Consider the following 21,847-nt stretch of genomic DNA (forward strand, 5'->3'; position numbering starts at 1 on the left):
CTCCTCAGAAGAACCGGACGTCGGTGATCGCGCCGGTCGCGAGCAGGTAGACGTAGAAGTCCGCCACCGCGACCGAGACCAGCGAGGCCCAGGCGAAGCGTGCGTGGTGGCCGTTCAGCTTCGACACGAACGTCCAGAAGCGATATCGCACCGGGTGCTTGGAGAAGTTGCGCAGCCGGCCGCCGGTGATGTGCCGGCACGAGTGGCACGACAGCGTGTAAAGCCAGATCAGCACCACGTTGACCAAAAGGATCAGGGTGCCGAGGCCCATGTGGCCCCACTCGTGCTGCGGGTTGCGGAACGCGATCACCGCGTCGTAGGTGAGGATCAGGGCGATCAGGAACGCCGCGTAGAAGAACCAGCGGTGGACGTTCTGCAGGATCAGCGGGAACCGCCGCTCACCGGTGTACTTCTTGTGCGGCTCGGGCACCGCGCACGCCGCCGGCGACAGCCAGAAGGCGCGGTAGTAGGCCTTCCGGTAGTAGTAGCAGGTGAGCCGGAAGCCCAGCGGGAAGATCAGGATGACCAGGGCGGGGGAGAACCACGCCGGCAGGAAACCGATCGGCTGCCCGAAGTCGCTGGCCCCGGACACGCAGTGGGTGCTCAGGCAGGGGGAGTAGAACGGCGAGAGGTACGGCGAGGCGTAGTAGTTGGCGCCGGCGAACGCGCGCCAGGTGGAGTACACGACGAACGCCGTGAACACCACGAAGGTCACCGCCGGAGAGATCCACCAGCGGTCCTGGCGCAGCGTGCCCTTGTCGATGTCCGCGCGTTCGGGACCCAACACTCCCGTTGCCATCTCGCCCAATCCTCTCGCGTGCCGGTCCGGCCGCCGGCGAAGCGTCCCGAGCGTTGTCCCCGGGTGTGAACGCCGACGGTGCGGGTGGGGAGAGTCTGCCGCACGCGTGGCCACCGTGATCGCCCAGGTCGTCACCCCGGGTCAGGGGGATCGGCAGGAGGCGATGTGACCGACGCCACCCGTGCGTCAGCTTCGTCTGGCATGTTGCACCCTTCCGGCAGCACATAGTGGGCGGCCGGGCCAGGTCGGAATGTGTGATCGGCCACACTCCGCCTCCGAGCGTCCTCCGCGCGCTGCGTACGCCCTCCGAACGCATGGCGAAAAGCGGCCAGGTCGGACGTCGCGCCGGTGTCTGACAGGTAGTGTCCGGTCACCTTCTGCCACCGAGTCGGACCCGGGTGTGCCCGGGGTTCCCCGGCGGTGGCCCGGATGTGAGCCGCGGAGCTGCCGCCATGACGAGGACGTCACCCTCCCGAACCCAGCCCTCCCGACGTGCGTTCCTGGCCGGCGGGCTCGCCGCCGGGGCCGCGGGCACGTTCCTCGCCGTACCCACCCCGGCATACGCCGCGGAGGCCGACGGGATCTCCTGGCCGGCGCGGCGGGAGCTGCCGGTGTTCACCCGGCCGAGCCACCTGGACGCGCTGATGATGGCCGGCGACACCGCCGACGACGTGAAGCTGCTGGTCACCACCCTGCAGGGGCTGGTCAACCGCGAGCTGCCCCGGATCTACGTCGTCGTGGGCAAGCCCAGCGAGGGCGCGGACACCTGGCTGAAGGACACCCACGTCCCGTACACGACCTATACCGACCCCTGGCAGGTCCTCGACCGGCACCTGCACCGGGCGAAGGGGATCGTCGTCTACGACCCGAACGTGGTGGAGACCGTCAACGTCGCCACCACGATCGGCGCGCTGCGCGGCGGGGTGATCGCCAGTCCCGAGCTGGCCGGCAAGCTCTCCGCCGCGCCGTACGACCTGCCCGTGCTGGACGACCTGCGCGGCCGGTTCGACTCCGACCTGGCGGCGACCACCTGGGCGTTCGAGCACCTGTGGCCGCGGACCAGCCACCGGGTGCTGTTCGGCATCAACCCGGGCCAGAGCGTCCCGATCCCGCCGGACAACTGGAAGGACTTCCAGGAGCTGGCCCGCGAGGACCGGCCGATCCGCGACTCCTCCAACCGCGCGGTGCACGACCTGGACCTGTCGGCGTTCCTCGGCGGGGACGCCGTCTACCTGCGCTTCCAGGACTCCCAGCCGGTGGACGGGTGGGGACCCGCGGTGCACCAGGTCACCGCGCGGGCCGACGGCACGGTCGTCGCCGACCTCACCGCGGGCACCGACCCCGAGCGAGCGGCGCTGTTCGACAAGGGCGGGTCGACCCTCAAGCCGCAGTCGGACACCAACGACGCGCACCGGTTCGCCGACGGGACCAACTACTTCGTCTACCGGCTGGCCGTCCCGGCCGGCACCACCAAGCTGGTCGTCTCGGTCGACATGTGGAACCAGTACCTTGTCTCCGCCTCGAAGACCGCGCCGTCCGTCTCCTCCGACGACCGCCGCCCGGCCTCCCAGCAGATCCGCGACTACGCGGCGGCCACCCAGGCGATGCCGTTCTGGCTGGCGTCCAACGACAGCCCCGAGGAGACCGCCCTGATGGAGCGGATCTTCGCCGCGGTCGACATGGGTACGCCGTACCTCGGCTGGTTCACCGACGAGTTCAACGGCGTGCGGCTCGCATCCCGGCACGGCGTCTACGTGCTGGCCGCGGACTTCCTGGAGAACGCCTCGGTGTTCGGCGGGGTGCGCGCACCGATCCGGCCGCAGCGGGCGCCGGCCGCACCGAAGCTCGCGAAGAAGGTCTACCTGACGTTCACCTTCAGCGAAGGCGACAACCTCCAGTACGACCAGCACCGGATGCGGCAGCTGTGGGACCACCCCGACCGTGGCAAGGTGCCGCTGAACTGGTCGGTCAGCCCGCTCCTCGCCGACGTGGCCCCCGTCATGATGAGCCACTACCTGGGCACGGCCACCGCCGCGGACACCCTGGTCGCCGGGCCGAGCGGTCCGGGCTACTTCTTCCCGTCGCTGTGGCCAGAAGCCGAGCTGCCGAAGTTCCTCGCCGCCACCCGGTCCTACCTCGACCGGCCCGGACTGGACGTGATGTACGCGCTGGACGACCGGCCGGCACTGACCGGCGCCTCCGCCGCGGCGTACAACGACAACCTCGACCTGCGCGGTGTCTTCTACAACATGTGGTTCGTACGCAGCGACACCACCGTGATGGACGGCGACCTGCCGGTGTCGACCCAGCTCGCGATCGGCGACCGGGCGGTGATGCGGGACCGGATCCTGGCCAACGCGGAGGACTTCGACGGCAGCGCGCCGGTGTTCGTCGCGGTGGGCGTACCGGCGTGGGACCTCACCCCCGGCGACATCGCCTGGGTGGTCGAGCAGGTGCGAGCGAAGCTGGGCGACAAGGTCGCGGCCGTCCGCGGCGACCACTACTTCACGCTGCTTCGTGCGGCGAAGGGCCTGGACGCCTGAGCGACGGGCCGACGGGCTCACTGGCCGGCGGGACGGGCCCGCCGGCCGGTGAGCCACGCGGCCGGCTCAGCCGAGCGCCTCGCGCAGGAAGTCCAGCTCCAGCAGCAGGAGGTTCTCCGCGACGACCTCCTGCGGCGTCATGTGGGTGACGCCGGTCAGTGGCAGCACCGTGTGCCGGCGGCCGGCCGCGAGCAGCGCCGACGACAGCCGCAGCGTGTGCGCGGCCACGACGTTGTCGTCAGCCAGCCCGTGGATGAGCAGCAGCGGACGCTCCAGCCCGGCGGCGGAGACGAGCAGGCTGTTGCGGGCATAGACGTCGGGCTGCTCGTCGGGGTGGCCGAGGTAGCGCTCGGTGTAGCAGGTGTCGTACAGCCGCCAGTCGGTGACCGGCGCGCCCGCGACCGCGGCGTGGAAGACGTCCGGCCGGGCGATCACCGCGAGCGCGGACAGATAACCGCCGTACGACCAGCCCCGCATCGCCACCCGGCCCGGGTCCACGTCGTCGGGGTAGCGCCGGGCGATCTCCTCGACCACCTCCACCTGGTCGTCGAGGGTGCTCACGAAGTCGTTCAGCACCTCGCGTTCCCAGGCCGGCCCGCGGTTGGGTGTGCCGCGCCCGTCCGCGACGACGACACAGAACCCCTGGTCGGCGAGCCACTGGCTGGCGAGGAACGCAGCCCGAGCCGAGCGGACCCGCAACGCGTGCGGTCCGCCGTACGGGTCCAGCAGCAGCGGCAGCCGGCGCGAGCCCGGCGTGTGGTCGCGGGGGAAGAGGATGGCGGTCCGCAGCTCGCGGGGGCCCAGTCGGAGCAGTGTGGCGCCGGGGGTGAACGGCGGCCGCTCCTGCCGGGACTCGATCCGTCCCGCCTCGGCGCCGCCGCGCAGCACCCGGACGAGCGACCCGTCGTGGTCCAGCGACTGCGACACCAGCAGCACCGTGCCGCCGGACGCCCGGCCGAGGTGCACGCCCGGCTCGCGGGTCAGCGGCGTGACCGTGCCGTCCGGCCCGACCCGCACCACGTGCTGCTCGGTGGGTTCGGTGGTGGCCGAGACCAGGACCCCGTCGGTGTCGACGTCGAGCACCCCGCCCACCTGCAGGCCGGGCGGCGTCACCGGCTCGCCGTCGAACGCCAGCTGTCGGGTCTCGCCCGTGTCGACCGTGGTGAGCAGGCGCCCGTCGGGCAGCCAGCGCGGCGTACCGGAGACGATCTCGACCCACGCCGGGTCGCTGTCCTCGCGGATGGCGGCGGTCGCGCCGGTGGCCAGGTCGACGGTCAGCACCTGCGCGGACTTCTGGTCCCGGCTGAGCACGCGCAGCAGAGGCGGGCCGTACGACGTCCAGCTCACGTCGACGAGGTAGGGGTGGGCGGCGGCGTCCCAGCGGATCTCGCGGCGCTCGCCGGCGAGGTCGACCAGCCACAGCGAGACGTCGGCGTTGCCGGTGCCGGCCGCGGGGTACCGCACCGGGACCGGCGGCTGGTCCGGCTGGGCGGGGTTCGCGATGTGCCACTGCGGGACCGGCGCCTCGTCGTAGCGTTCGACCAGCAGCGACGTGCCGTCCGGTGCCCACCAGTAGCCGCGTACGCGGTCCATCTCCTCCGCTGCGACGAACTCCGCCACTCCCCAGGAGACGGTGGTCTCACCCGGCTCGGGCCCCACCAGCACACGCTCGGCCGGTGTCCCGCCTGTCGACGCGTGGGTGTCGACCAGCCGCAGACCTGCGTTGGAGGCGTACGCGACGTAGCGGCCGGTCGGGTCCGGGCGCGGGTCGACGACCGGCGCGACCGACGGGAGCTCGCGGACCTCCCCGCCGTCGAGGTCGGCCAGCCACAGCCGGGACGACAGCGCGAACGCGGCGTACCTGGCGTCGCGGTCGCAGGCGTACCCCACGATGCCCGCGGCGCCCTCCCGGGAACGCTCGCGGCGGGCGCGCTCGGCGGGCGAGAGGTCCTCCTGGCCGTCGGTGAGCAGGGCCGCGGGGTCGGCGACCCGGTGTTCGGCGCCGGAGGCGACGTCGTACGTCCACAGCTCGATGCCCCGGTCGGTGCCCGAGGGTGCGCGCAGGAACACGATCCGGCTGCCGTCCGGAGCGATCGTGAACGTACGCGGCGCGCCCAGGCTGAAGCGGAGGGTCCGGGCGTTCAGCCGGGGATAGGTCGGGGCGGAGGTGGCGCCCGCGGACTCGGCGGGGCGCGGCTGCGGTGTGGTCACGAAGGTCGATCCTGGCATGCCCGGACCTCGCGGCGCTGGGGGAGCCGGTCCGTATTGTTGCCCCATGGCAGACCGCAGAATCCTGCTCGTGCACGCGCATCCGGACGACGAGACCATCGGCAACGGCGTGACGATGGCGAAGTACGTCGCCGAGGGTGCTCAGGTCACCCTCGTCACCTGCACCAGGGGCGAGGAGGGGGAAGTACTCGTCCCCGAGCTCGCTCACCTGGCCGCCGACCGCGACGACACCCTCGGTGACCACCGGGAGAAGGAGATGGCCGCGGCCCTGGCCGAACTCGGCGTCACCGACCACCGCTGGCTCGGCGGCGTCGGCCGCTACCGCGACTCCGGCATGATCGGAACCTCCGCCAACGAGCGGCCAGAGTGCTTCTGGCGGGCCGACCTGTGCGAGGCCGCCGACCATCTGGTGGCGGTGATCCGCGAGGTTCGTCCGCAGGTCCTGGTCACCTACGACGAGTTCGGCGGGTACGGCCACCCCGACCACATCCAGGCCCATCGGGTGGCGACCTACGCGCACTTCCTGGCCGGGGCGCCGTCGTACCGTCGCGACCTCGGCGAGGCGTGGAGCATCCCGAAGGTCTACTGGGGAGCGATGCCGGAGTCGATGATGCGCGAGGGGCTGCGCCGGCTGCGCGACATGGGGGAGACGGCGTTCGAGGGCACGGACCCCGACGGTGAGCTGCCGCGGTCGTTCGTCCCCGACGAGCAGATCTCGGCCCGCATCGACGGCAACCACCACGTCGAGCGCAAGCTCGCCGCGATGCGGGCACACGCCACCCAGATCGCGGTCGACGGGCCGTTCTTCGCGCTGTCCAACAACCTCGGCAACCAGGTCTGGGGCACCGAGTGCTACCGCCTGGTGCACGGCCGCCCGGGCCCGTCCGACCCGGCCACCGGTCAGGAGAACGACCTGTTCGCCGGGGTGGCCTGATCCATCCGGCCGGCGCGATGCGGGGAGCCACGAGTCAGGCTTCCCACCTTGAGACATGGCCTAGGCTCCCCGCGTGACAGCACTTTCGCGGGCGGCCGGACTCGTCGCCGCCGCGGTCCTCGGCCTGGTGGCCGGCACCTGTGGCGTCGTCGTCTCCCGGGCGAACCTCACCGTGCTCGGGGTCCGGCTGCCCTACGGCATCGTGCTCGCGCTCGTGGTGGCCGCGCTGCTGTTCGCCCAGTGCAGGCTCCTCTTCGGCAAGGGCGGCGGCGTGGCCGCCGCCCTGGGCTGGGCCGTGCCGGTCGTGGCGGCGCTGTGGCCCCGGCCGGAGGGCGACGTCGTGCTCGCCGGCGACTGGTACGGCCTCGGTTTCGTCGTCGCCGGGTTGTTCCTGGTGGGTTGGCAGGTCCTGCGCAGGGGTGACCGCCGCGCCCGGACCGGCCAGGGCGGGCCGCGCAGCACGGGGACTACCGGGGGTTCGACGAGAAGAGGGGACCGTGACAGCTGACCATCAGTCCGTCCACCACGACCAGTCCGCCCACGACCAGCCTCACGACCACCCCGACGACCATCCGCTCGCGCCCGTCGCCGAGGCCGACTACCGGGCCGCGATGGCCAGGTTCGCCAGTGGCGTCACGATCGTCACCACCTGTCTGGACGGGGTGGACCACGCGATGACCGCCAGCGCGTTCACCTCCGTCTCGCTGTCCCCGCCACTGGTTCTCGTCTGCGTGGAGAAGATCGCCAGGTTCCACTCGGCCGTGCTGTCCGCCGGCACCTGGGGCGTGTCCGTGCTGACCGACGACCACCACCACGTGGCCACCCGGCTGGCGCACCGCGGACGTCCGCTGCGGGGCCAGCTCGACGGCATCCCCGTGCACCGCGGGCTCACCGGAGCGGCCCTGCTGTCGGCCGCCGCGGCCCGGCTGGAGTGCCGTACCGTCGCCGTCCACGACGGCGGTGACCACTCGATCGTGGTCGGTGAGGTCGTCGGCAGCGACACCCCGCCCGATCCCGCACCGGCGCTCGTCTACTACGCCGGTGGCTATCACGCCGTCAGCACCCGGACCGACCCAGATCTACAGGTCTGACTCCAGGTCTGGACCGACCGCGCGGAGCCGGACACCCGGACACACCGCCGCGAATCCCCTCGTTCCGCCCAGCTGTTACCCACCTCAATCGCCGCATCGCGGGCAACCCGTGCAAGGCACACGGACCGGAAACGCGCGGGGTCCGGTCCCGGCGGAGCGGGTCCACAGCCTCTACCCTTGGCGGAATTGTCACCGAGGGGCCCGTCTGCCGCGGGCCTTGGCCACGCATCACAGCAACGCGGAGGAGCCGTGCGAGACCCGGGCCAACCCGGTCAGCCGACGCCTGAGCCGACCCCCGAGCCGAATCCTGAGCCGACGGAGTACCCGTCGGCTGAGTCCGATACGCAGGCCGCACCGAGCCGCGGGCGCGTGATCGTGCTGGCGGCGGTAGGCGTCCTGGCCGTGCTCCTGGGCGGCTACGCCATCCTCGCGGTCACCCTCGGCGGCAGTGTCCCGCGCGGCACCTCCGTGGGCGGTGTCGACGTCAGCGGGCTCAGCCGCGACCAGGCCGGTCAGCGCCTGCGCGACCGCCTGGTTCCGAGGGCGGACGAGTCCTTCCGGGTCAGCGTGCGAGGGAAGACGTACTCCCTCAAGCCGGCCGAGGCGGGGCTCGGCCTCGACGTGCCCGCGACCGTGGACGCCGTCTACGTACCCCGGAGCCTGAACCCCGTCGAGGTCTCGAAGGCGCTCCGGGGTGGCGGTGAGGTCGCCCCCGTGCTCACCGTCGACCACACCAAGCTGTTCGCCGCGGTCGGCAGGCTCGCCAAGGAGGTCCGCAAGAACGGGAGCCCGGGCGGCATCACGTTCGCCGGCGGCACCGCGAAGGCTGCCGACCCGGTGGTGGGCTACCGGCTGGACATTGCCGCGGCGTCCGGCCGCATCGAGCAGGAGTTCCTGCGTACGAACGCACCGATCGAGCTGCCCGTGGCGGAGCAGAAGCCCAAGGTCGACCAGGCGGAGGTGCGGCGCGCCATGCGGGAGTTCGCCACCCCCGCGATGTCCGGTCCGGTGCGGGTGCGGGTCAACGGCAAGTCGTTCGAGGTGACGCCGGCCGAGGTCGGCGCCGCCCTGACGATGGTGCCCGACGGGGCCGGCCGGCTGACGCCCAGGCTCGACGCGGCTGCGTTCGAACGCGCGGTCGCCGACCGGCTGAAGATCGTGCAGATCGAGCCGAAGGACGCCTCGGTACGCATGTTCGCCGGCCGGCCGGCCGTCGTGCCCTCCACCCAGGGCCAGACCGTTCCGCCGGCCAGCCTCGCGCGTGCCGTGCTGGCCGCGCTGCCCAAGTCCGGGGCGGAGCGGGTCGCGACCGTCCGGACCAAGCCGGCCGACGCGAAGTTCACCACCAAGGCGGCGCAGGACCTCGGGGTGAAGCAGGTCGTCGGCGAGTTCACGACCTACTACCCGCACGCCGCCTACCGCAACACCAACATCGGCCAGGCCGGTCGGCTGATCGACAACCGGCTGATCAAGCCCGGTGAGACCTTCAGCCTGAACGGCATCCTCGGTGAGCGCACCGAGGCCAACGGCTTCGCCAAGGGGTTCGTGATCGTGGGCGGCCGGCTGCGTGAGGAACTCGGCGGCGGTGTCTCGCAGGTGGCCACCACGACGTACAACGCCGCCTTCTTCGCCGGCATGGAGGACGTCGAACACCGCCCGCACGCCTTCTACATAGACCGCTACCCGGTCGGTCGCGAGGCCACCGTCTACTGGGGCTACCTCGACCTGAAGTGGCGCAACAACACCCCGTACGGCGTGCTGGTCCAGGCGGTCAACAAGCAGAGCTCGCCCGGCACGAAGGGCAGCATCACTGTCCGGCTGTGGAGTACGAAGTACTGGACGGTGAAGGGGCAGACCTCGGCCCGGCACAACTTCCGCGAGCCGAAGGTCATCTTCGACGAGAAGAAGGGCTGCGTGCCCCAGGACGGCGTGCGTGGGTTCGACGTCGACGTCGTCCGCAAGCTCTACCGCGGCAGCACGCTGGAGAAGACCGAGACGGACCACGTGCGGTACAGCCCCGAGGACCGGGTCACCTGTGGACCCGCGCCGACCCCGACTCCAACACCGACGCCGAAACCGAAACCCAATTCGAAGCCGCCGGCCGCGGGCAACTGACCGGGCGGGCCGAACCGGCGGGGCTGCTCGCCCGCGGCTACTCCGCCGGCCCGTAGTAGCGGTACTGGTGGTCCAGCCGGAAGCCGAGCCGGTCGTACAGCCTCAGCGCGTCCGTGTTGTCGGCGGACACCTGGAGGTACGCCCAGTCCGCACCCAGGTCGCGGCCCCACGTGCCGAGCGCGGCCATCACGGCGCGGGCCAGGCCGCGGCGGCGGTACGCGGGGACGACCTCCACCGCGCTGACGCCGAGCCACCGGCCGGTCACGACACCGCGCCCGATCCCCACCAGGTCCTGCCCGGTCTCGCCGGGGTCGTTGGTCTCGCCCGCCATGCTCGCGGTGAGCCGGGCCAGGGCGACGTGGTGACCGCCGCCGAGCACCTTGCGGGCGGCCGGGCCCGAACGCCCGTACAGGTCCAGCCAGGCCTGGTCCGGTTCGCCGCCGAGCGTGACCTCCACCGCCGGCGCACCGGTGCGGGAGAGCACGTCGGCCAACGGCGCGACCCGTACGTCGGTGGTGTCGAAGCCGCGCTTGCCGCTGGCCCTGGGCTGCCAGCCCCGGGCGAGCAGCTCGCCCTCCAACGGCGTACCCACCACCACCTGGATCCGGGGCGGCAGGCCGGCGGCGGCGTAGAAGCCGGCCACCCTGCGCAGCGCGTCGTCCAGCGGGCAGCCCGGGTCGCCCGCGGGCACCACGGAGTTGGCCCGGCCGGTGAAGCCGCCCGCCTCCTGCAGCAGCCAGCCGCCGAGCCGCTCGGTCACGGTCGCGGGCCAGCCCCGCGCGGCGACCAGCGCCAGGGCCGCCCCGCTCTCGGGCGCGTCCTCGGCCGGCTCGGCCGGCTCGGCCGGCTGGGCGTTCGCAGGACCGCGCCGGGGGCGACGTGCGGGCGCGGCCGGGACCGGCTTGCCCGCCACCACGTCGTCCTCGGCCACCTCGACCAGTTCGCCGTCCCGGCGCCGCAGGGCCAGCCGCCCGCCGGCCCAGGACTCGAGCACACCCAGGACGTCGCCGTAGACCGTGCGGCCGTGCTCGACCCCGAGCCGGCGGCGGACGACGACCCGGTGGCCGACGTCAGCGGGGGACAGTGGCACCGTAAATGGACCCTTCGTTGTCACTGGTTGTACCGACCTGGCGATACTAGGAGGGTCAGTTCGACAGAGGAGGAACCCGGTGACCTACGTCATCGCACAGCCGTGTGTGGATCTCAAGGACAGGGCGTGTGTGGACGAATGCCCCGTCGACTGCATTTACGAGGGCAAGCGCATGCTCTACATCCACCCGGACGAGTGTGTCGACTGCGGCGCGTGTGAGCCGGTCTGCCCGGTCGAGGCGATCTTCTACGAGGACGACGTGCCCGACCAGTGGAAGGACTACTACGCCGCAAACGTCGACTTCTTCGACGATCTCGGCTCGCCTGGCGGCGCCGCCAAGACCGGGGTGATCGAGAAGGACCACCCGCTCGTCGCGGCCCTGCCGCCGCAGAGCACCGAGGAGTGACGACCGCGGGGGCTCCGCCAGGTGTGGTGGGGCCCCCGACGAGGCGAGCGAGAGGGGCACCGTGCGAAGTCCGCTCCCGGACTTTCCCTGGGATCGACTGATTCCCGACAAAGAACGCGCCGCCGCCCATCGGGACGGCATCGTCGACCTTTCCGTCGGCACTCCGGTCGATCCCACCCCGGAGGTCGTCCGCGCCGCCCTGAGCGACGCCGCCGACGCTCCGGGCTATCCGCAGACCTACGGCACTCCCAGGCTCCGGGAGGCCGCGGTCGGCTATCTGGAACGCCGCTTCGGCCTGTCCGGCCTCGACCCGGACGCCGTGCTGCCCACCGTGGGCTCGAAGGAGTTCGTCGCCTGGCTGCCGACCATGCTCGGCCTGGGCCCCGGCGACGTGGTGGTGATCCCGGCGACGGCCTACCCGACGTACGCCGTGGGTGCCCAGATCGCCGGCTGCACTGTCGTTCCGGCCGACTCGACGTTCGCGTTGGGGCCGGAGCAGGTCAAACTCGTGTGGCTCAACTCACCTTCCAACCCCACTGGGCGCATCCTGCCCGCCGCCCACCTGGCCAAGGTGGTCGCCTGGGCGCGGGAGCGCGACGTGCTCGTCGCCTCCGACGAGTGCTACGCGGAGTTCGGCTGGGAGGAACAGCCGGTGTCGGTCCTCGACCCGGAGGTGTGCGGCGGCAGCCACGCCAACCTGCTGGCCGTGCACTCGCTGTCCAAGCGGTCCAACCTCGCCGGCTACCGCGCGGGCTTCGTGACGGGCGATTCCGCTTGTGTGCAAGAGCTTCTGGGTGTCCGCAAGCATGCCGGGATGATGGTGCCGGCCCCTGTCCAGGCGGCGATGATCGCGGCCCTTTCCGACGACACCCACGTCGACGAGCAGCGGGCGAGGTACGCCGCCAGGCGCGAGGTGCTGCGGGAGGCGTTCACTGCCGCGGGGTTCGAGGTCGACCACTCCGAGGGGTCGTTGTACCTCTGGGCCACGCGTGGGGAGCCCTGCATGGACACCGTACGGTGGTGTGCGGAACTGGGCATTCTGGTCACCCCCGGTGATTTCTACGGAACGGCGGGTGTCCGGCATGTCCGGGTAGCGTTCACCGCGACTGACGAAAGGGTCACCGCCGCGGCGAGCCGTCTGCGGGGCACGCGCGATCGCGGGTGACCCGAGGTTTACCTCCCTCCCCAGCACCCTGGGAAGGGAGTCTGACAGCAAATGCGGAGGATGCCGACACGTGAGCCGAGCCGATCGGTGGCGGCTCGCGAGTCGTGGAGATGTGGGACGGGCGTCGTTCGTTGGGACGACAGTTGAGACGGGCGGCTTCGGGCGTCCCGTCGGGACGGCACGACCCGACTCCCTCCACGGCCGGTGTCGTCCCGAGCCGGGCCGAAAAGGGCAGGACGGAGGACACGAGCGTGACCGACAAACAATTCACGCTGAAGCACGCGAACGGTGAGGTCGAACTCCCGGTCGTGGCCGCGAGCGAAGGTGCTTCGGGCGTGGACATCTCGGCGCTGCTGAAGCAGACCGGGCATGTCACTCTCGACCCGGGTTATGTGAACACCGGGGCCTGCACGTCGGCCATCACCTACATCGACGGCGACGCCGGGATTCTGCGTTACCGCGGCTATCCGATCGCCGAGCTCGCGGAGAAGAGCAACTTCCTGGAGGTGTCGTACCTCCTCATCTACGGCGAACTCCCCACGCAGGCGCAGCACGACGAGTTCGCCGAGCAGATCCGCCGGCACACCCTGCTGGACGAGGACCTCAAGCGGTTCTTCGACGGCTTCCCCCGCGACGCGCACCCGATGCCGGTCCTGTCCTCGGCCGTGAGCGCGCTGTCGACCTTCTACCAGGACAACCTCGACCCCGCGGACGCCGAGTCGGTCGAGATCTCCACCGTCCGCCTGCTGGCCAAGCTGCCGACCATCGCGGCGTACGCGTACAAGAAGACCGTCGGGCAGCCGTACCTCTACCCCGACAACTCCCTCGGCTACGTCGAGAACTTCCTCCGGATGACCTTCGGGCTGCCGGCCGAGCCGTACGAGGTCGACCCCGCGGTGGCGGAGGCCCTCGACCTGCTGTTCATCCTGCACGCCGACCACGAGCAGAACTGCTCCACCTCGACCGTGCGGCTGGTGGGCTCCAGCGAGGCCAACCTGTTCGCGTCCATCTCCTCCGGCATCCACGCGCTGTCCGGCCCGCGGCACGGCGGTGCCAACTCCGCCGTCCTGTCGATGCTGGAGCAGATCGTCGCCGAGGGTGGTGACGTCTCGAAGTTCGTCGAACGCGTGAAGAGCCGGGAGAAGGGCGTCCGGCTGATGGGCTTCGGGCACCGGGTCTACAAGAACTACGACCCGCGCGCGGCGATCGTGAAGAAGACCGCCGACGACGTGCTCGACCGGCTGGGGAAGTCCGACCAGCTGCTGGAGATCGCCAAGCAGCTGGAGGAGGTCGCGCTCAACGACGACTACTTCGTCCAGCGCAAGCTCTACCCCAACGTCGACTTCTACACCGGCCTGATCTACCGCGCGATGGGCTTCCCGACCCAGATGTTCACGGTGCTGTTCGCGCTCGGCCGGCTGCCCGGCTGGATCGCCCAGTGGCGGGAGATGGTCATCGACCCGGCGAACAAGATCGGCCGGCCCCGGCAGGTCTACACCGGCGAGCGGGAGCGGTCCTTCGTCGGAATGCAGCAGCGGTAGGCGAGTCGGGCCACCCACTGGTCACGATCGACCGTCGAGCCACCATCAGGCGTCGGTCCGGTCCGGAGTCCGTTCCTCGGGCGACGGCGGGACCGGCGCCTGCGTGTTCGTGGAGCCGCCGGCGCGCAGGGACTGGTCCGGGGTCACGGTGACCGGTTCGGGGCCGGGCCGCTCGGGCTTCGCGGGGCCGGTGGGGCGACGGCGCAGGATGCCCAGCCAGATCACGCCGACCGCCACGAGCAGGACCAACCCCACCGCGCAGGTCACGGCGTACAGCTGGATCTGCACCGCCGACGGCCGGGGGACGAAACCCAGCGAGAGCAGCCGCGGCTGCCAGGTGGTTCCGGTGACGAGCAGGGCGAAGACGATCGCGACGCTGCGCAAGGAGTCCCACAACGCGTGCAGCAGGCCCACGCCGAGCAGCGTGAAGAGGATGCCGGTGGTCGGCCGCAGGCGGCGGCCGTGGGCGGCGGCGAAGATCGTCCCACCCAGCAGGGCGGTCCACAGCGCCTGGCCGACAGGCCCGACCGGGCCGCGGAGCAGTTCGGTCTCCACCACGGTGCGCACGGAGAGTCCGCTCACGTTCAGCAGCGCCTGCAGGCCGTAGCCGGCCGTCTCGCAGGCGCCGAAACCGAACCCGACCACGGCACCGAGCACCAGGCCGGACCGCAGCGTCCGGGTGGGCAGCCTGCGGGCGAGGTACAGCAGAACGAGAGCCTTGACGATCTCCTCGCCGAGCGCCACCCCGACGTACCCGAAGGCGTCCGGCGCCCGGAAGTAGCCGGCCAGGACGGACGCGCAGAGCAGGCCGAGCACTCCGCTGAGGACGTACGCCCGGACCAGCAGGGACAGGTCGAGACCTGGCACGGGCCTGCGTTCGTGCACCCATCGGGCATAGGTGAGCGGCCCGACGAACGCGCCCAGTATCACCACGACGGGCAACATCGGCGTGTCCCCGCTGCCCAGGGTGACGATGGCGGCGACCAGCCACAGGGCCAGCCCGAACAGCAGGAACCGTCCCCAGGCGTACGACGTCAGCCCGCGCCGCTGGCCCGGGGGCCGGCCGGGCAGCGCGGGCATCGGGCCGGGCGCGGTACCGGTGGTCGCGGGGGCGCCGGTGCCGGTGGGCGCGGTGGCGCCGCCGGGCACGGCAGGTTCGGTGGCTTCGACGGTGCCGGTGGGCTCGTCGGTACCGGATGGCTCGTCCGGCCCGGCCTGGCGCGGGGCCTGCCCGGTGACGTCGCTCATGGTGAGGTCTTCTCCATCGTGCCCGTCATCTATGCCTGGGCAGGCGCGGCGGACGGCCCCTCCGGGGGCTGCGCCGCCGCCGGCCGCCGGCACCCGCGCGAGTCCGGCCGAAGTGCCGGGAGTGCGGACTTCGGGTCGGCTGGGTACGACGCAGTCCAGATTCGTTCGGAGTCCATCCGGCGTCATCCGTCCGCGCCACCGCCCCCTGGTGTCGGCACGGTGCCGGTGCCCCGCACCGGCAGTCCGCTACCCAGGGAGGCGACCGATGTCCGGCAACCCGGCCAATCCCGGCACCGACGTCGTGGAGGAGGGGCCGCGGCCCCGACGGCCCCGACGGCCCGGCTCTGACAACGGCGCTGACAACGGTGCTGACTCCGGCTCGGACTCGCCGAGCGTGGCCCAGCCGTCCCGGAGGGCGCCGCGCCCCGGCGTGGAGACCTGGGCGCAGCTTGCCGCCCTCGGCGGTTGGACGCTGGTCTTCGGCGTGTTGGTGCTGGCGTGGCCGCGGCTACCGGTGGTGGATTTCCAGACGCTCGTCGGCGGCTGGTTCTTCGCCGTGGGCACCACCCGGCTGGCCGCGGCCATGCTGGCGACCAGGCGGGCCCGCCTGTCGGGGGAGACGGTGTACTCCGCTCTGCTCGGCGTACTTCTCGTCGCGTCCTCGGCTCTGTGCCTGCGCGGCCTGGTGACCACCGTGGTCCTGCTCGTCGTCCTGGTCGCGCTGCACTGGCTGCTGAGCGGCTTCGGCGAACTGATGGCGGCATTGGCCGGCCCGCCCGGCGGGCGCGGCTGGCAGTTCGTCGCCGGGCTGGTCGCGGTGGGCGTGGGGGTGGCGTTCCTGCTACTGCCGGACCTGTCGCTCTCGACCGTGGTGCCGATGACGGCGGTGAGTTCGCTCGGGGCGGCCTGGGTGCAGGTGGTGGCGGCGATCGCGATGCGACCGGTCACCGAGCGCGCGGGACCGGATCGGCAGGATGGGCCGGACGGGCCGCCCCGGTCGGCTCGGTCAGCCCGGTCGGCTCGGTGACCCCACGACGATGCGGACCCGGGTGGGTGCGGCTGCCTGGTCGGTGCGCCACCCGTCCTTGGAGCGGTCCGCAGTCCACGTGCGGCCGCCGTAGGAGATCGACGCGATCCCGAACCGCTTGGCGTAGGCGACCGACCATTGCGCGACCGACCAGCCGAACCTGCCTTCGCCGGTGCGTACAGGCACGTCCAGGACCAGCGCCGCGGTGTTCTTGACCGACAGGCCGTCGTTGCCGCCCTGGCCCACGGTCGCGCCGGTGACCCGCCCACGCTCGTTGCCGTAGGCCTTGGCGAGCTCGGCGGACAGGTCGGCGGTGGTGGTCGCGCCGCGCTGCTCGGTGGGCTGGAAGTCACACGAGAACGCGGCCGGTTTCTGGCCGGTCAGGGCGGAGGCCAGCACCCGGGCATTGGACTCGTGCTGGGAGTACGCACTGCCGTCGGCCGACAACTGGACCCGTTGTGCCGCCGCCGCGATGTCCATGCCGGTGTAGCCGGGCACCTTGACCAGCGCGGTGTAGAACCGCCCGGTGGCGTAGTAGGGGTCCTGGATCTGTTCGACCGTGCCCCAGCCCTGGCTCGGCCGCTGCTGGAACAGGCCCACCGAGTCCAGGTGGCCGTAGTCGATGTTGCGCAGGCCGGACTCCTGGTAGGCGGTGGCCAGTGCGATGCTCGCCGCCCGCGGCGGGAGGCCGCGGCGTACCGACACCGCGGAGATCAGCGCGGCGTTCTGCGCCTCCTCCAGCGGGAGCTCGGTCCGGATGCCGTTGGCGGTGGCGTGGCACGCCTCCACCAACGGCTGCCGGAAGAGGAACTCCGAGGCCAGCATCGCGCCGGCGACGACCAGGCCGCAGGCGATCGCCACGATGGCGGCGACCCTGGCGACCCGCTTCCGCCCGGTCGCGGGCATCAGCCGTTGGAGTGCAGCGCGGCGTTGAGCTCGACCCCTCCGGTGGTACGGGGGAGGGCCTCGAGCGCACCGGAGATGCTGTTGCGCCAGAAGAGCAGGCCCGGCGTACCGGACAGCTCCCGCGCCTTGACGATCTCGCCGTCGGGCATCTTCACCTTCGACCCGGTGGTGACGTAGCAGCCGGCCTCGACCACGCAGTCGTCACCGAGGGAGATGGCGACGCCGGCGTTCGCGCCCACCAGGCACCGCTTGCCGATGGAGACGACCTCGGTGCCGCCACCGGACAGCGTGCCCATGATCGACGCGCCGCCGCCGATGTCCGAGCCGTCCTCGACGATCACGCCCGCCGAGATGCGGCCCTCGACCATGGAGGCGCCGAGCGTGCCGGCGTTGTAGTTGACGAAGCCCTCGTGCATCACCGTGGTGCCCTCGGCCAGGTGGGCGCCCAGGCGTACCCGGTCGGCGTCGGCGATGCGCACCCCCGCCGGCAGCACGTAGTCGACCATCCGGGGGAACTTGTCCACGCCGTACACCGTGACCTCGCGCCCGGTGGCCCGCAGCCGCAGCCGGGTCTGCTCGAAGTCGTCCACCGCGCAGGGGCCCGCACTGGTCCACACCACGTTGGTCAGGACGCCGAAGATGCCGTCCAGGTTGGCCTCGCGTGGGCGGACCAGCCGGTGGGACAGCAGGTGCAGCCGGAGGTAGGCGTCGGCCGCGTCGGCGGGTGGGGAGTCGAGGTCGGGGAGGACGGTGCGGACGACGGTCCGGCGTACGCGCCGCGCGTCGTCCTCGTCCGCAAGGGCCGCGAGTTCGGCCGGTGGCTGGTCGTCACCGGGCCCCGGCGCGCCCAGGGCGGGCGCGGGGTACCAGGTGTCGAGGACCTTGCCGTCGTGGGTCGTCGTCGCGAGTCCGAAGCCCCAGGCACCAGGTGTGTTGGTCATGTGGTTCAGCCTGCCAGAGCCGGGCAAGCGGGCGAGCCCGGGTCCGACAAGTGCCGGACGGCTGGATTCGGGCATTTTCGTCGTACGACGGCACCTGTTGCGCCCCACCTCACCGGACGCGAGGCGCCTCTGCTGGCAGACTGCGGGCCATGCCGAGCCTGGATCTCCACAGCGACGTCGTCAGCCTCACCCGCGCCCTGGTCGACGTCGAGTCCGTGAGCGGGAACGAACGCACGCTCGCCGACGCGGTGGAGGCGGCGTTGTCCGGTCTGCCCCATCTGCAGACCCGGAGATTCGGCAACACCGTGGTCGCGCGGACATCGCTGTCCCGGGCCGAACGCGTCGTCGTCGCAGGTCACCTGGACACCGTGCCGGAGGCGGGCAACCTACCGTCCCGGCTCGTCGACGACCGCATCTACGGGCTCGGCGCCTGCGACATGAAGGGCGGGGTCGCGGTGGCGCTGCGGCTGGCCGCCACGGTGGCCGAGCCGGTGCGTGACGTGACGTACGTGTTCTACGACTGCGAGGAGATCGAGGCGGAGAAGAACGGCCTCGGCCAACTGGCGCGGACGCGGCCGGAGGAGCTGACCGCCGACTTCGCCGTCCTGATGGAGCCGTCCAGCGCGCAGGTGGAGGGCGGCTGCCAGGGGACGCTGCGGGCCGAGATCGTGCTGCCCGGCAAGCGCGCGCACAGCGCCCGGGCGTGGATGGGCGCCAACGCCATCCACGCGGCCGCGCCGGTGCTCGCCCGGCTGGCGGAGTACAAACCGCGCCAGGTCCCGGTCGACGGCCTCGTCTACCGCGAGGGGCTGAACGCCGTCGGGATCACCGGAGGCGTCGCCGGCAACGTGATCCCGGACGAGTGCCGGGTCACCGTCAACTACCGCTTCGCGCCGGACCGTTCGGAGGCGGCGGCGTTCGCCCACGTGCAGGAGACGTTCGCCGGGTACGTCGTGGAGTTGCGCGACTCCGCTCCGGCGGCGGCGCCGGGGCTGGACCGGCCGTCGGCCGCGGCGTTCGTCGAGGCGCTGGGGGTGGAGCCGCACCCGAAGTTCGGCTGGACCGACGTGGCGAGGTTCGCCGAGCTCGGCGTACCCGCCGTCAACTACGGGCCGGGAGAGTCCGCGCTCGCCCACACCCGCGACGAGTACGTCGAGGTCGCCGAACTCCACGCCTGCGAGGACCGCATGGGCGCCTGGCTTCGCGGCTGATTACCCGCTGATTCACCCGGCTGTCGGCCGCGCCGGTTACCCTTCGGTGCCATGTGGCCAGATCAGGACGACCCGTCCACCTCCGCGTCTTCGGCGCCATCGGTGTCTTCGGTGTCATCGACGTCATCGACGTCATCGGGACCGTCGGTCCGTACTCCCGGCGAACCGGCACCGGACGTGACGGACCCGTCCGCGGAAACCGCTTCCGCGAGGCGGACGCCGGAGAAGCAGCGGGGCCGGGTCGTCACGCGGCGTACCCAGGTGGAGTCCAGCACCACCGACCAGCGGCTGCTGGACACCCGCGGCCCCTCCGACTGGGTGCACACCGACCCCTGGCGGGTGCTGCGGATCCAGTCGGAGTTCGTCGAGGGCTTCGGCATGCTCGCCGAGCTCGGTTCGGCCATCAGCGTCTTCGGCAGCGCCCGCACCCGGGTCGAGGACCCGATGTACGCCATGGCCGAGCGGGTGGGCCGCGGCCTCACCGAGGCGGGTTACGCCGTCATCACCGGCGGCGGTCCGGGCGTGATGGAGGCCGCCAACAAGGGCGCCAGCCAGGCCGGCGGGGTCTCGGTCGGCCTGGGCATCGAGCTGCCGTTCGAGCAGGGCATGAATCCCTGGGTCGACGTCGGCATCAACTTCCGCTACTTCTTCGTCCGCAAGACGATGTTCGTGAAGTACGCCCAGGGTTTCGTCGTGCTGCCGGGCGGGTTCGGCACCTTCGACGAGCTGTTCGAGGCGCTGACGCTCATCCAGACGCGGAAGGTCACGTCGTTCCCGCTGGTGCTGATCGGTACGTCGTACTGGTCGGGGCTGCTGGCCTGGCTGCGCGACACCGTGCTCGCCGACGGCAAGATCAAGCCGGCCGACCTGGAGATGCTGCACCTCACCGACGACGCCGACGAGGCCGTCGAGTTCGTCGTCCAGGCGTCCCGGCGGCCGGTCGTGGACACCGGGAACGGCGCCGGGGGAGATACGGGTCCCGGTGCCGCTGGCAACGGCGGTACCGGCGGCAACGGCAGTGCTGGTGGGAACGGCGGGAACGGCGGGCCGGTCCCGCCCGACTGACCCGCAGGTCGCCTGGCGCGCGGCTCGTCAGGCCAGTCCGCGGCGAGGACGCGCGGGCGGCCGGTCGCCGCGGATGGACGCCACCAGGTCGAGCACCTGCCTGGTCTCGCGTACGTCATGGGCACGGAAGACGCGCGCGCCCTGCCACGCCGAGACGGCGGTCGCGGCCAGCGTCCCGGGCAACCGCTCGCCGACCGGCAGGTCCAGCGTCTCGCCGATGAAGTCCTTGCGGGACAACGCGACCAGGACGGGCCAGCCGGTGGCCACGAGTTCGTCCAGCCGGCGGGTGACCTCGAGGGAGTGCCAGGTGTTCTTGCCGAAGTCGTGGGTCGGGTCGACCACGATCCCGTCCCGGCGCACTCCCGCGGCGACCGCCCGCTCGGCCAGGTCGGTCACCCTGGCCACCACGTCGGCCACCACGTCGGCGTAGGCCACCCGGTGCGGGTCCGTACGCGGGGGCAGGCCACCGGTGTGCGAGCAGACCAGCCCGGTGCCGAACTCCGCGGCCACCTCGGGCAGCTCCGGATCGGCACCGGACCAGGTGTCGTTGATCAGGTCGGCGCCGGCCGCGCACAGCTCCCGGGCGACGGGCGCGCGCCAGGTGTCCACGCTGATCACCAGGCCGGGGTGGCGTGCCCGGACCTCGGCGACGAAGGGCGCGGTCCGGGCGAGTTCCTCGGCCACCCCCACCTCCGCGCCGTGGCCGGCCTTGACCCCGCCGATGTCGACGATGTCGGCGCCGTCGGCGACCACGGCCTCCACCCGGTCCAGGGCCGCGTTCTCGGCGAACGTCGCTCCCGCGTCGAAGAACGAGTCCGGCGTCCGGTTCACGATCGCCATCACGGCGTACTCCCCGGCGCCGAACTCCCGCCCGCCCAGCCGCAACATCCGCACCTCCATCGCCGGCATCTCGCCGGCCGGCCCACCACTGCCCGGGTCCCGGCTCGTCCGGGCGCCCGCTGAGTTTCCCAGCCTGGCAGGCCCGGCAGGGCGACGTCGCGCGGGCAGGGTTGCCGCGGCGGCGCGGCGGCGTCCCCTACCCACCGGCCCGGGGGTGGCGCATGGCACGATCAGGCGCATGACCTGGCTGTGGGTCGTCCTCGTCCTGGTCGTGCTCGGATCAACCGCCGCGGTGGCGGTCGGGCGCGGCGGCGCGATGGCGCGCGCTTATCCCGACCGACGTGAGGTCCGGCTGCCCGCCGACCGTCCGGTCAGCGCGAGCGACCTCGACGACGTGCGGTTCTCCGTCGTGCTGCGGGGCTACCGCATGGACGAGGTGGACGACGTGATCTCGCGGCTCGGCCGCGACCTCGCCGAGCGGGAGGAGCGGGTGGCCGTCCGCGAGCGGGAGGTCGCCGAACGCGAGCGCCGGCACCCCGGCCACCTGGACCAGGCCGAGGACCAGGCCGACGAGCCCGACGGCCCGGCCGGTCACCGGGCCGACGACCAGCCGAGAGCAGACCGGGCGAGAGCAGACCAGGGCGGCACCGAGCACCGGGTCCCCGGCGAGGGCCACGGGGCGGGCGAGCGGTGACC

At 72.1% G+C, this 21,847-nt stretch carries 19 protein-coding genes; 12 read left to right on the top strand and 7 right to left on the bottom strand.

From position 1 onward, the window contains the following. Positions 1–4 precede the first annotated feature (4 nt). Entirely contained in the window at positions 5–799 is a 795-nt protein-coding gene (locus F4554_RS07365; protein ID WP_179786695.1) for a hypothetical protein, read from the bottom strand. Between the two features lie 452 nt (positions 800–1,251). Between F4554_RS07365 and F4554_RS07370 the strand changes: the two genes are divergently transcribed. Beyond that, positions 1,252–3,342: a GxGYxYP domain-containing protein gene (locus F4554_RS07370; protein WP_179786696.1), complete on the top strand. Its 2,091-nt coding sequence runs from the start codon at positions 1,252–1,254 to the stop codon at positions 3,340–3,342. A 66-nt stretch (positions 3,343–3,408) separates the two neighbouring features. On the opposite strand, the gene F4554_RS07375 is transcribed toward F4554_RS07370, so the two are convergent. Then, the gene (locus tag F4554_RS07375; RefSeq protein WP_337795917.1) at positions 3,409–5,553 is read right to left on the bottom strand and encodes a prolyl oligopeptidase family serine peptidase; all 2,145 of its coding nucleotides are present in this window, start codon (positions 5,551–5,553) and stop codon (positions 3,409–3,411) included. A gap of 64 nt (positions 5,554–5,617) precedes the next feature. On the opposite strand from F4554_RS07375, the gene mshB reads away from it, so the two are divergent. The 4 genes from mshB to F4554_RS07395 all read left to right on the top strand — a co-directional run bounded on the left by mshB (position 5,618) and on the right by F4554_RS07395 (position 9,711). After that, the gene (mshB, locus tag F4554_RS07380; RefSeq protein WP_179786698.1) at positions 5,618–6,505 is read left to right on the top strand and encodes an N-acetyl-1-D-myo-inositol-2-amino-2-deoxy-alpha-D-glucopyranoside deacetylase; all 888 of its coding nucleotides are present in this window, start codon (positions 5,618–5,620) and stop codon (positions 6,503–6,505) included. A 73-nt stretch (positions 6,506–6,578) separates the two neighbouring features. After that, on the top strand, positions 6,579–7,013 hold the full coding sequence (locus F4554_RS07385) for a DUF6113 family protein (protein WP_179786699.1): 435 nt from the start codon (positions 6,579–6,581) through the stop codon (positions 7,011–7,013). Next, on the top strand, positions 7,003–7,596 hold the full coding sequence (locus F4554_RS07390; protein WP_337795918.1) for a flavin reductase family protein: 594 nt from the start codon (positions 7,003–7,005) through the stop codon (positions 7,594–7,596). Before F4554_RS07385 ends, F4554_RS07390 begins: the two co-directional genes overlap by 11 nt. A gap of 369 nt (positions 7,597–7,965) precedes the next feature. Continuing rightward, complete coding sequence (locus F4554_RS07395) at positions 7,966–9,711, top strand: VanW family protein (protein WP_179786700.1); 1,746 nt, start codon at positions 7,966–7,968, stop codon at positions 9,709–9,711. Between the two features lie 37 nt (positions 9,712–9,748). On the opposite strand, the gene F4554_RS07400 is transcribed toward F4554_RS07395, so the two are convergent. Then, positions 9,749–10,801 carry a GNAT family N-acetyltransferase gene (locus F4554_RS07400; RefSeq protein WP_337795919.1) on the bottom strand — a complete coding sequence of 351 codons (1,053 nt, stop codon included), beginning with the start codon at positions 10,799–10,801 and terminating at the stop codon, positions 9,749–9,751. 79 nt (positions 10,802–10,880) lie between these two features. Here F4554_RS07400 and fdxA point away from each other — a divergent pair, with 79 nt between their 5' ends. From fdxA to F4554_RS07415, 3 genes are all read left to right on the top strand, one after another. Further along, positions 10,881–11,207, top strand: coding sequence for a ferredoxin (gene fdxA / locus F4554_RS07405; RefSeq protein ID WP_092886814.1), 327 nt, complete (start codon positions 10,881–10,883; stop codon positions 11,205–11,207). A 61-nt stretch (positions 11,208–11,268) separates the two neighbouring features. Further along, positions 11,269–12,372 (top strand): succinyldiaminopimelate transaminase, encoded by a 1,104-nt coding sequence (gene dapC, locus F4554_RS07410; protein WP_179786702.1) that lies wholly within the window; start codon positions 11,269–11,271, stop codon positions 12,370–12,372. Positions 12,373–12,623: 251 nt separating this feature from the next. Continuing rightward, positions 12,624–13,913 (top strand): citrate synthase, encoded by a 1,290-nt coding sequence (locus F4554_RS07415; RefSeq protein WP_337795920.1) that lies wholly within the window; start codon positions 12,624–12,626, stop codon positions 13,911–13,913. A 45-nt stretch (positions 13,914–13,958) separates the two neighbouring features. Here F4554_RS07415 and F4554_RS07420 read toward each other — a convergent pair whose 3' ends face one another. Next, a complete protein-coding gene (locus F4554_RS07420; RefSeq protein ID WP_179786703.1) occupies positions 13,959–15,161 on the bottom strand; it encodes a PrsW family intramembrane metalloprotease in 1,203 nt (400 codons plus the stop codon). 265 nt (positions 15,162–15,426) lie between these two features. Here F4554_RS07420 and F4554_RS07425 point away from each other — a divergent pair, with 265 nt between their 5' ends. Further along, positions 15,427–16,188: a DUF308 domain-containing protein gene (locus F4554_RS07425; protein ID WP_179786704.1), complete on the top strand. Its 762-nt coding sequence runs from the start codon at positions 15,427–15,429 to the stop codon at positions 16,186–16,188. Here F4554_RS07425 and F4554_RS07430 read toward each other — a convergent pair. Both F4554_RS07430 and dapD read right to left on the bottom strand, forming a co-directional pair. Further along, positions 16,168–17,094 (bottom strand): hypothetical protein, encoded by a 927-nt coding sequence (locus F4554_RS07430; RefSeq protein ID WP_179786705.1) that lies wholly within the window; start codon positions 17,092–17,094, stop codon positions 16,168–16,170. The genes F4554_RS07425 and F4554_RS07430 overlap by 21 nt on opposite strands. Then, positions 17,094–18,035, bottom strand: coding sequence for a 2,3,4,5-tetrahydropyridine-2,6-dicarboxylate N-succinyltransferase (dapD, locus tag F4554_RS07435; RefSeq protein WP_179786706.1), 942 nt, complete (start codon positions 18,033–18,035; stop codon positions 17,094–17,096). The genes F4554_RS07430 and dapD overlap by 1 nt, the downstream gene beginning before the upstream one ends. 149 nt (positions 18,036–18,184) lie before the next feature. Between dapD and dapE the strand changes: the two genes are divergently transcribed. Then, a complete protein-coding gene (dapE, locus tag F4554_RS07440; protein WP_179786707.1) occupies positions 18,185–19,246 on the top strand; it encodes a succinyl-diaminopimelate desuccinylase in 1,062 nt (353 codons plus the stop codon). Between the two features lie 177 nt (positions 19,247–19,423). Next, positions 19,424–20,311, top strand: a complete 888-nt coding sequence (locus tag F4554_RS07445; RefSeq protein ID WP_420360715.1) for an LOG family protein — start codon at positions 19,424–19,426, stop codon at positions 20,309–20,311. Between the two features lie 27 nt (positions 20,312–20,338). Here the strand turns inward: F4554_RS07445 and folP are convergent, their stop codons facing one another. Continuing rightward, entirely contained in the window at positions 20,339–21,211 is an 873-nt protein-coding gene (gene folP / locus F4554_RS07450) for a dihydropteroate synthase (RefSeq protein WP_238341236.1), read from the bottom strand. Between the two features lie 178 nt (positions 21,212–21,389). Here folP and F4554_RS31455 point away from each other — a divergent pair, with 178 nt between their 5' ends. Beyond that, positions 21,390–21,845, top strand: coding sequence for a DivIVA domain-containing protein (locus F4554_RS31455; protein ID WP_202889185.1), 456 nt, complete (start codon positions 21,390–21,392; stop codon positions 21,843–21,845). The last annotated feature ends 2 nt before the right edge of the window (positions 21,846–21,847 follow it).

The organism is Actinopolymorpha rutila (assembly GCF_013407855.1).
Classification (GTDB): domain Bacteria; phylum Actinomycetota; class Actinomycetes; order Propionibacteriales; family Actinopolymorphaceae; genus Actinopolymorpha; species Actinopolymorpha rutila.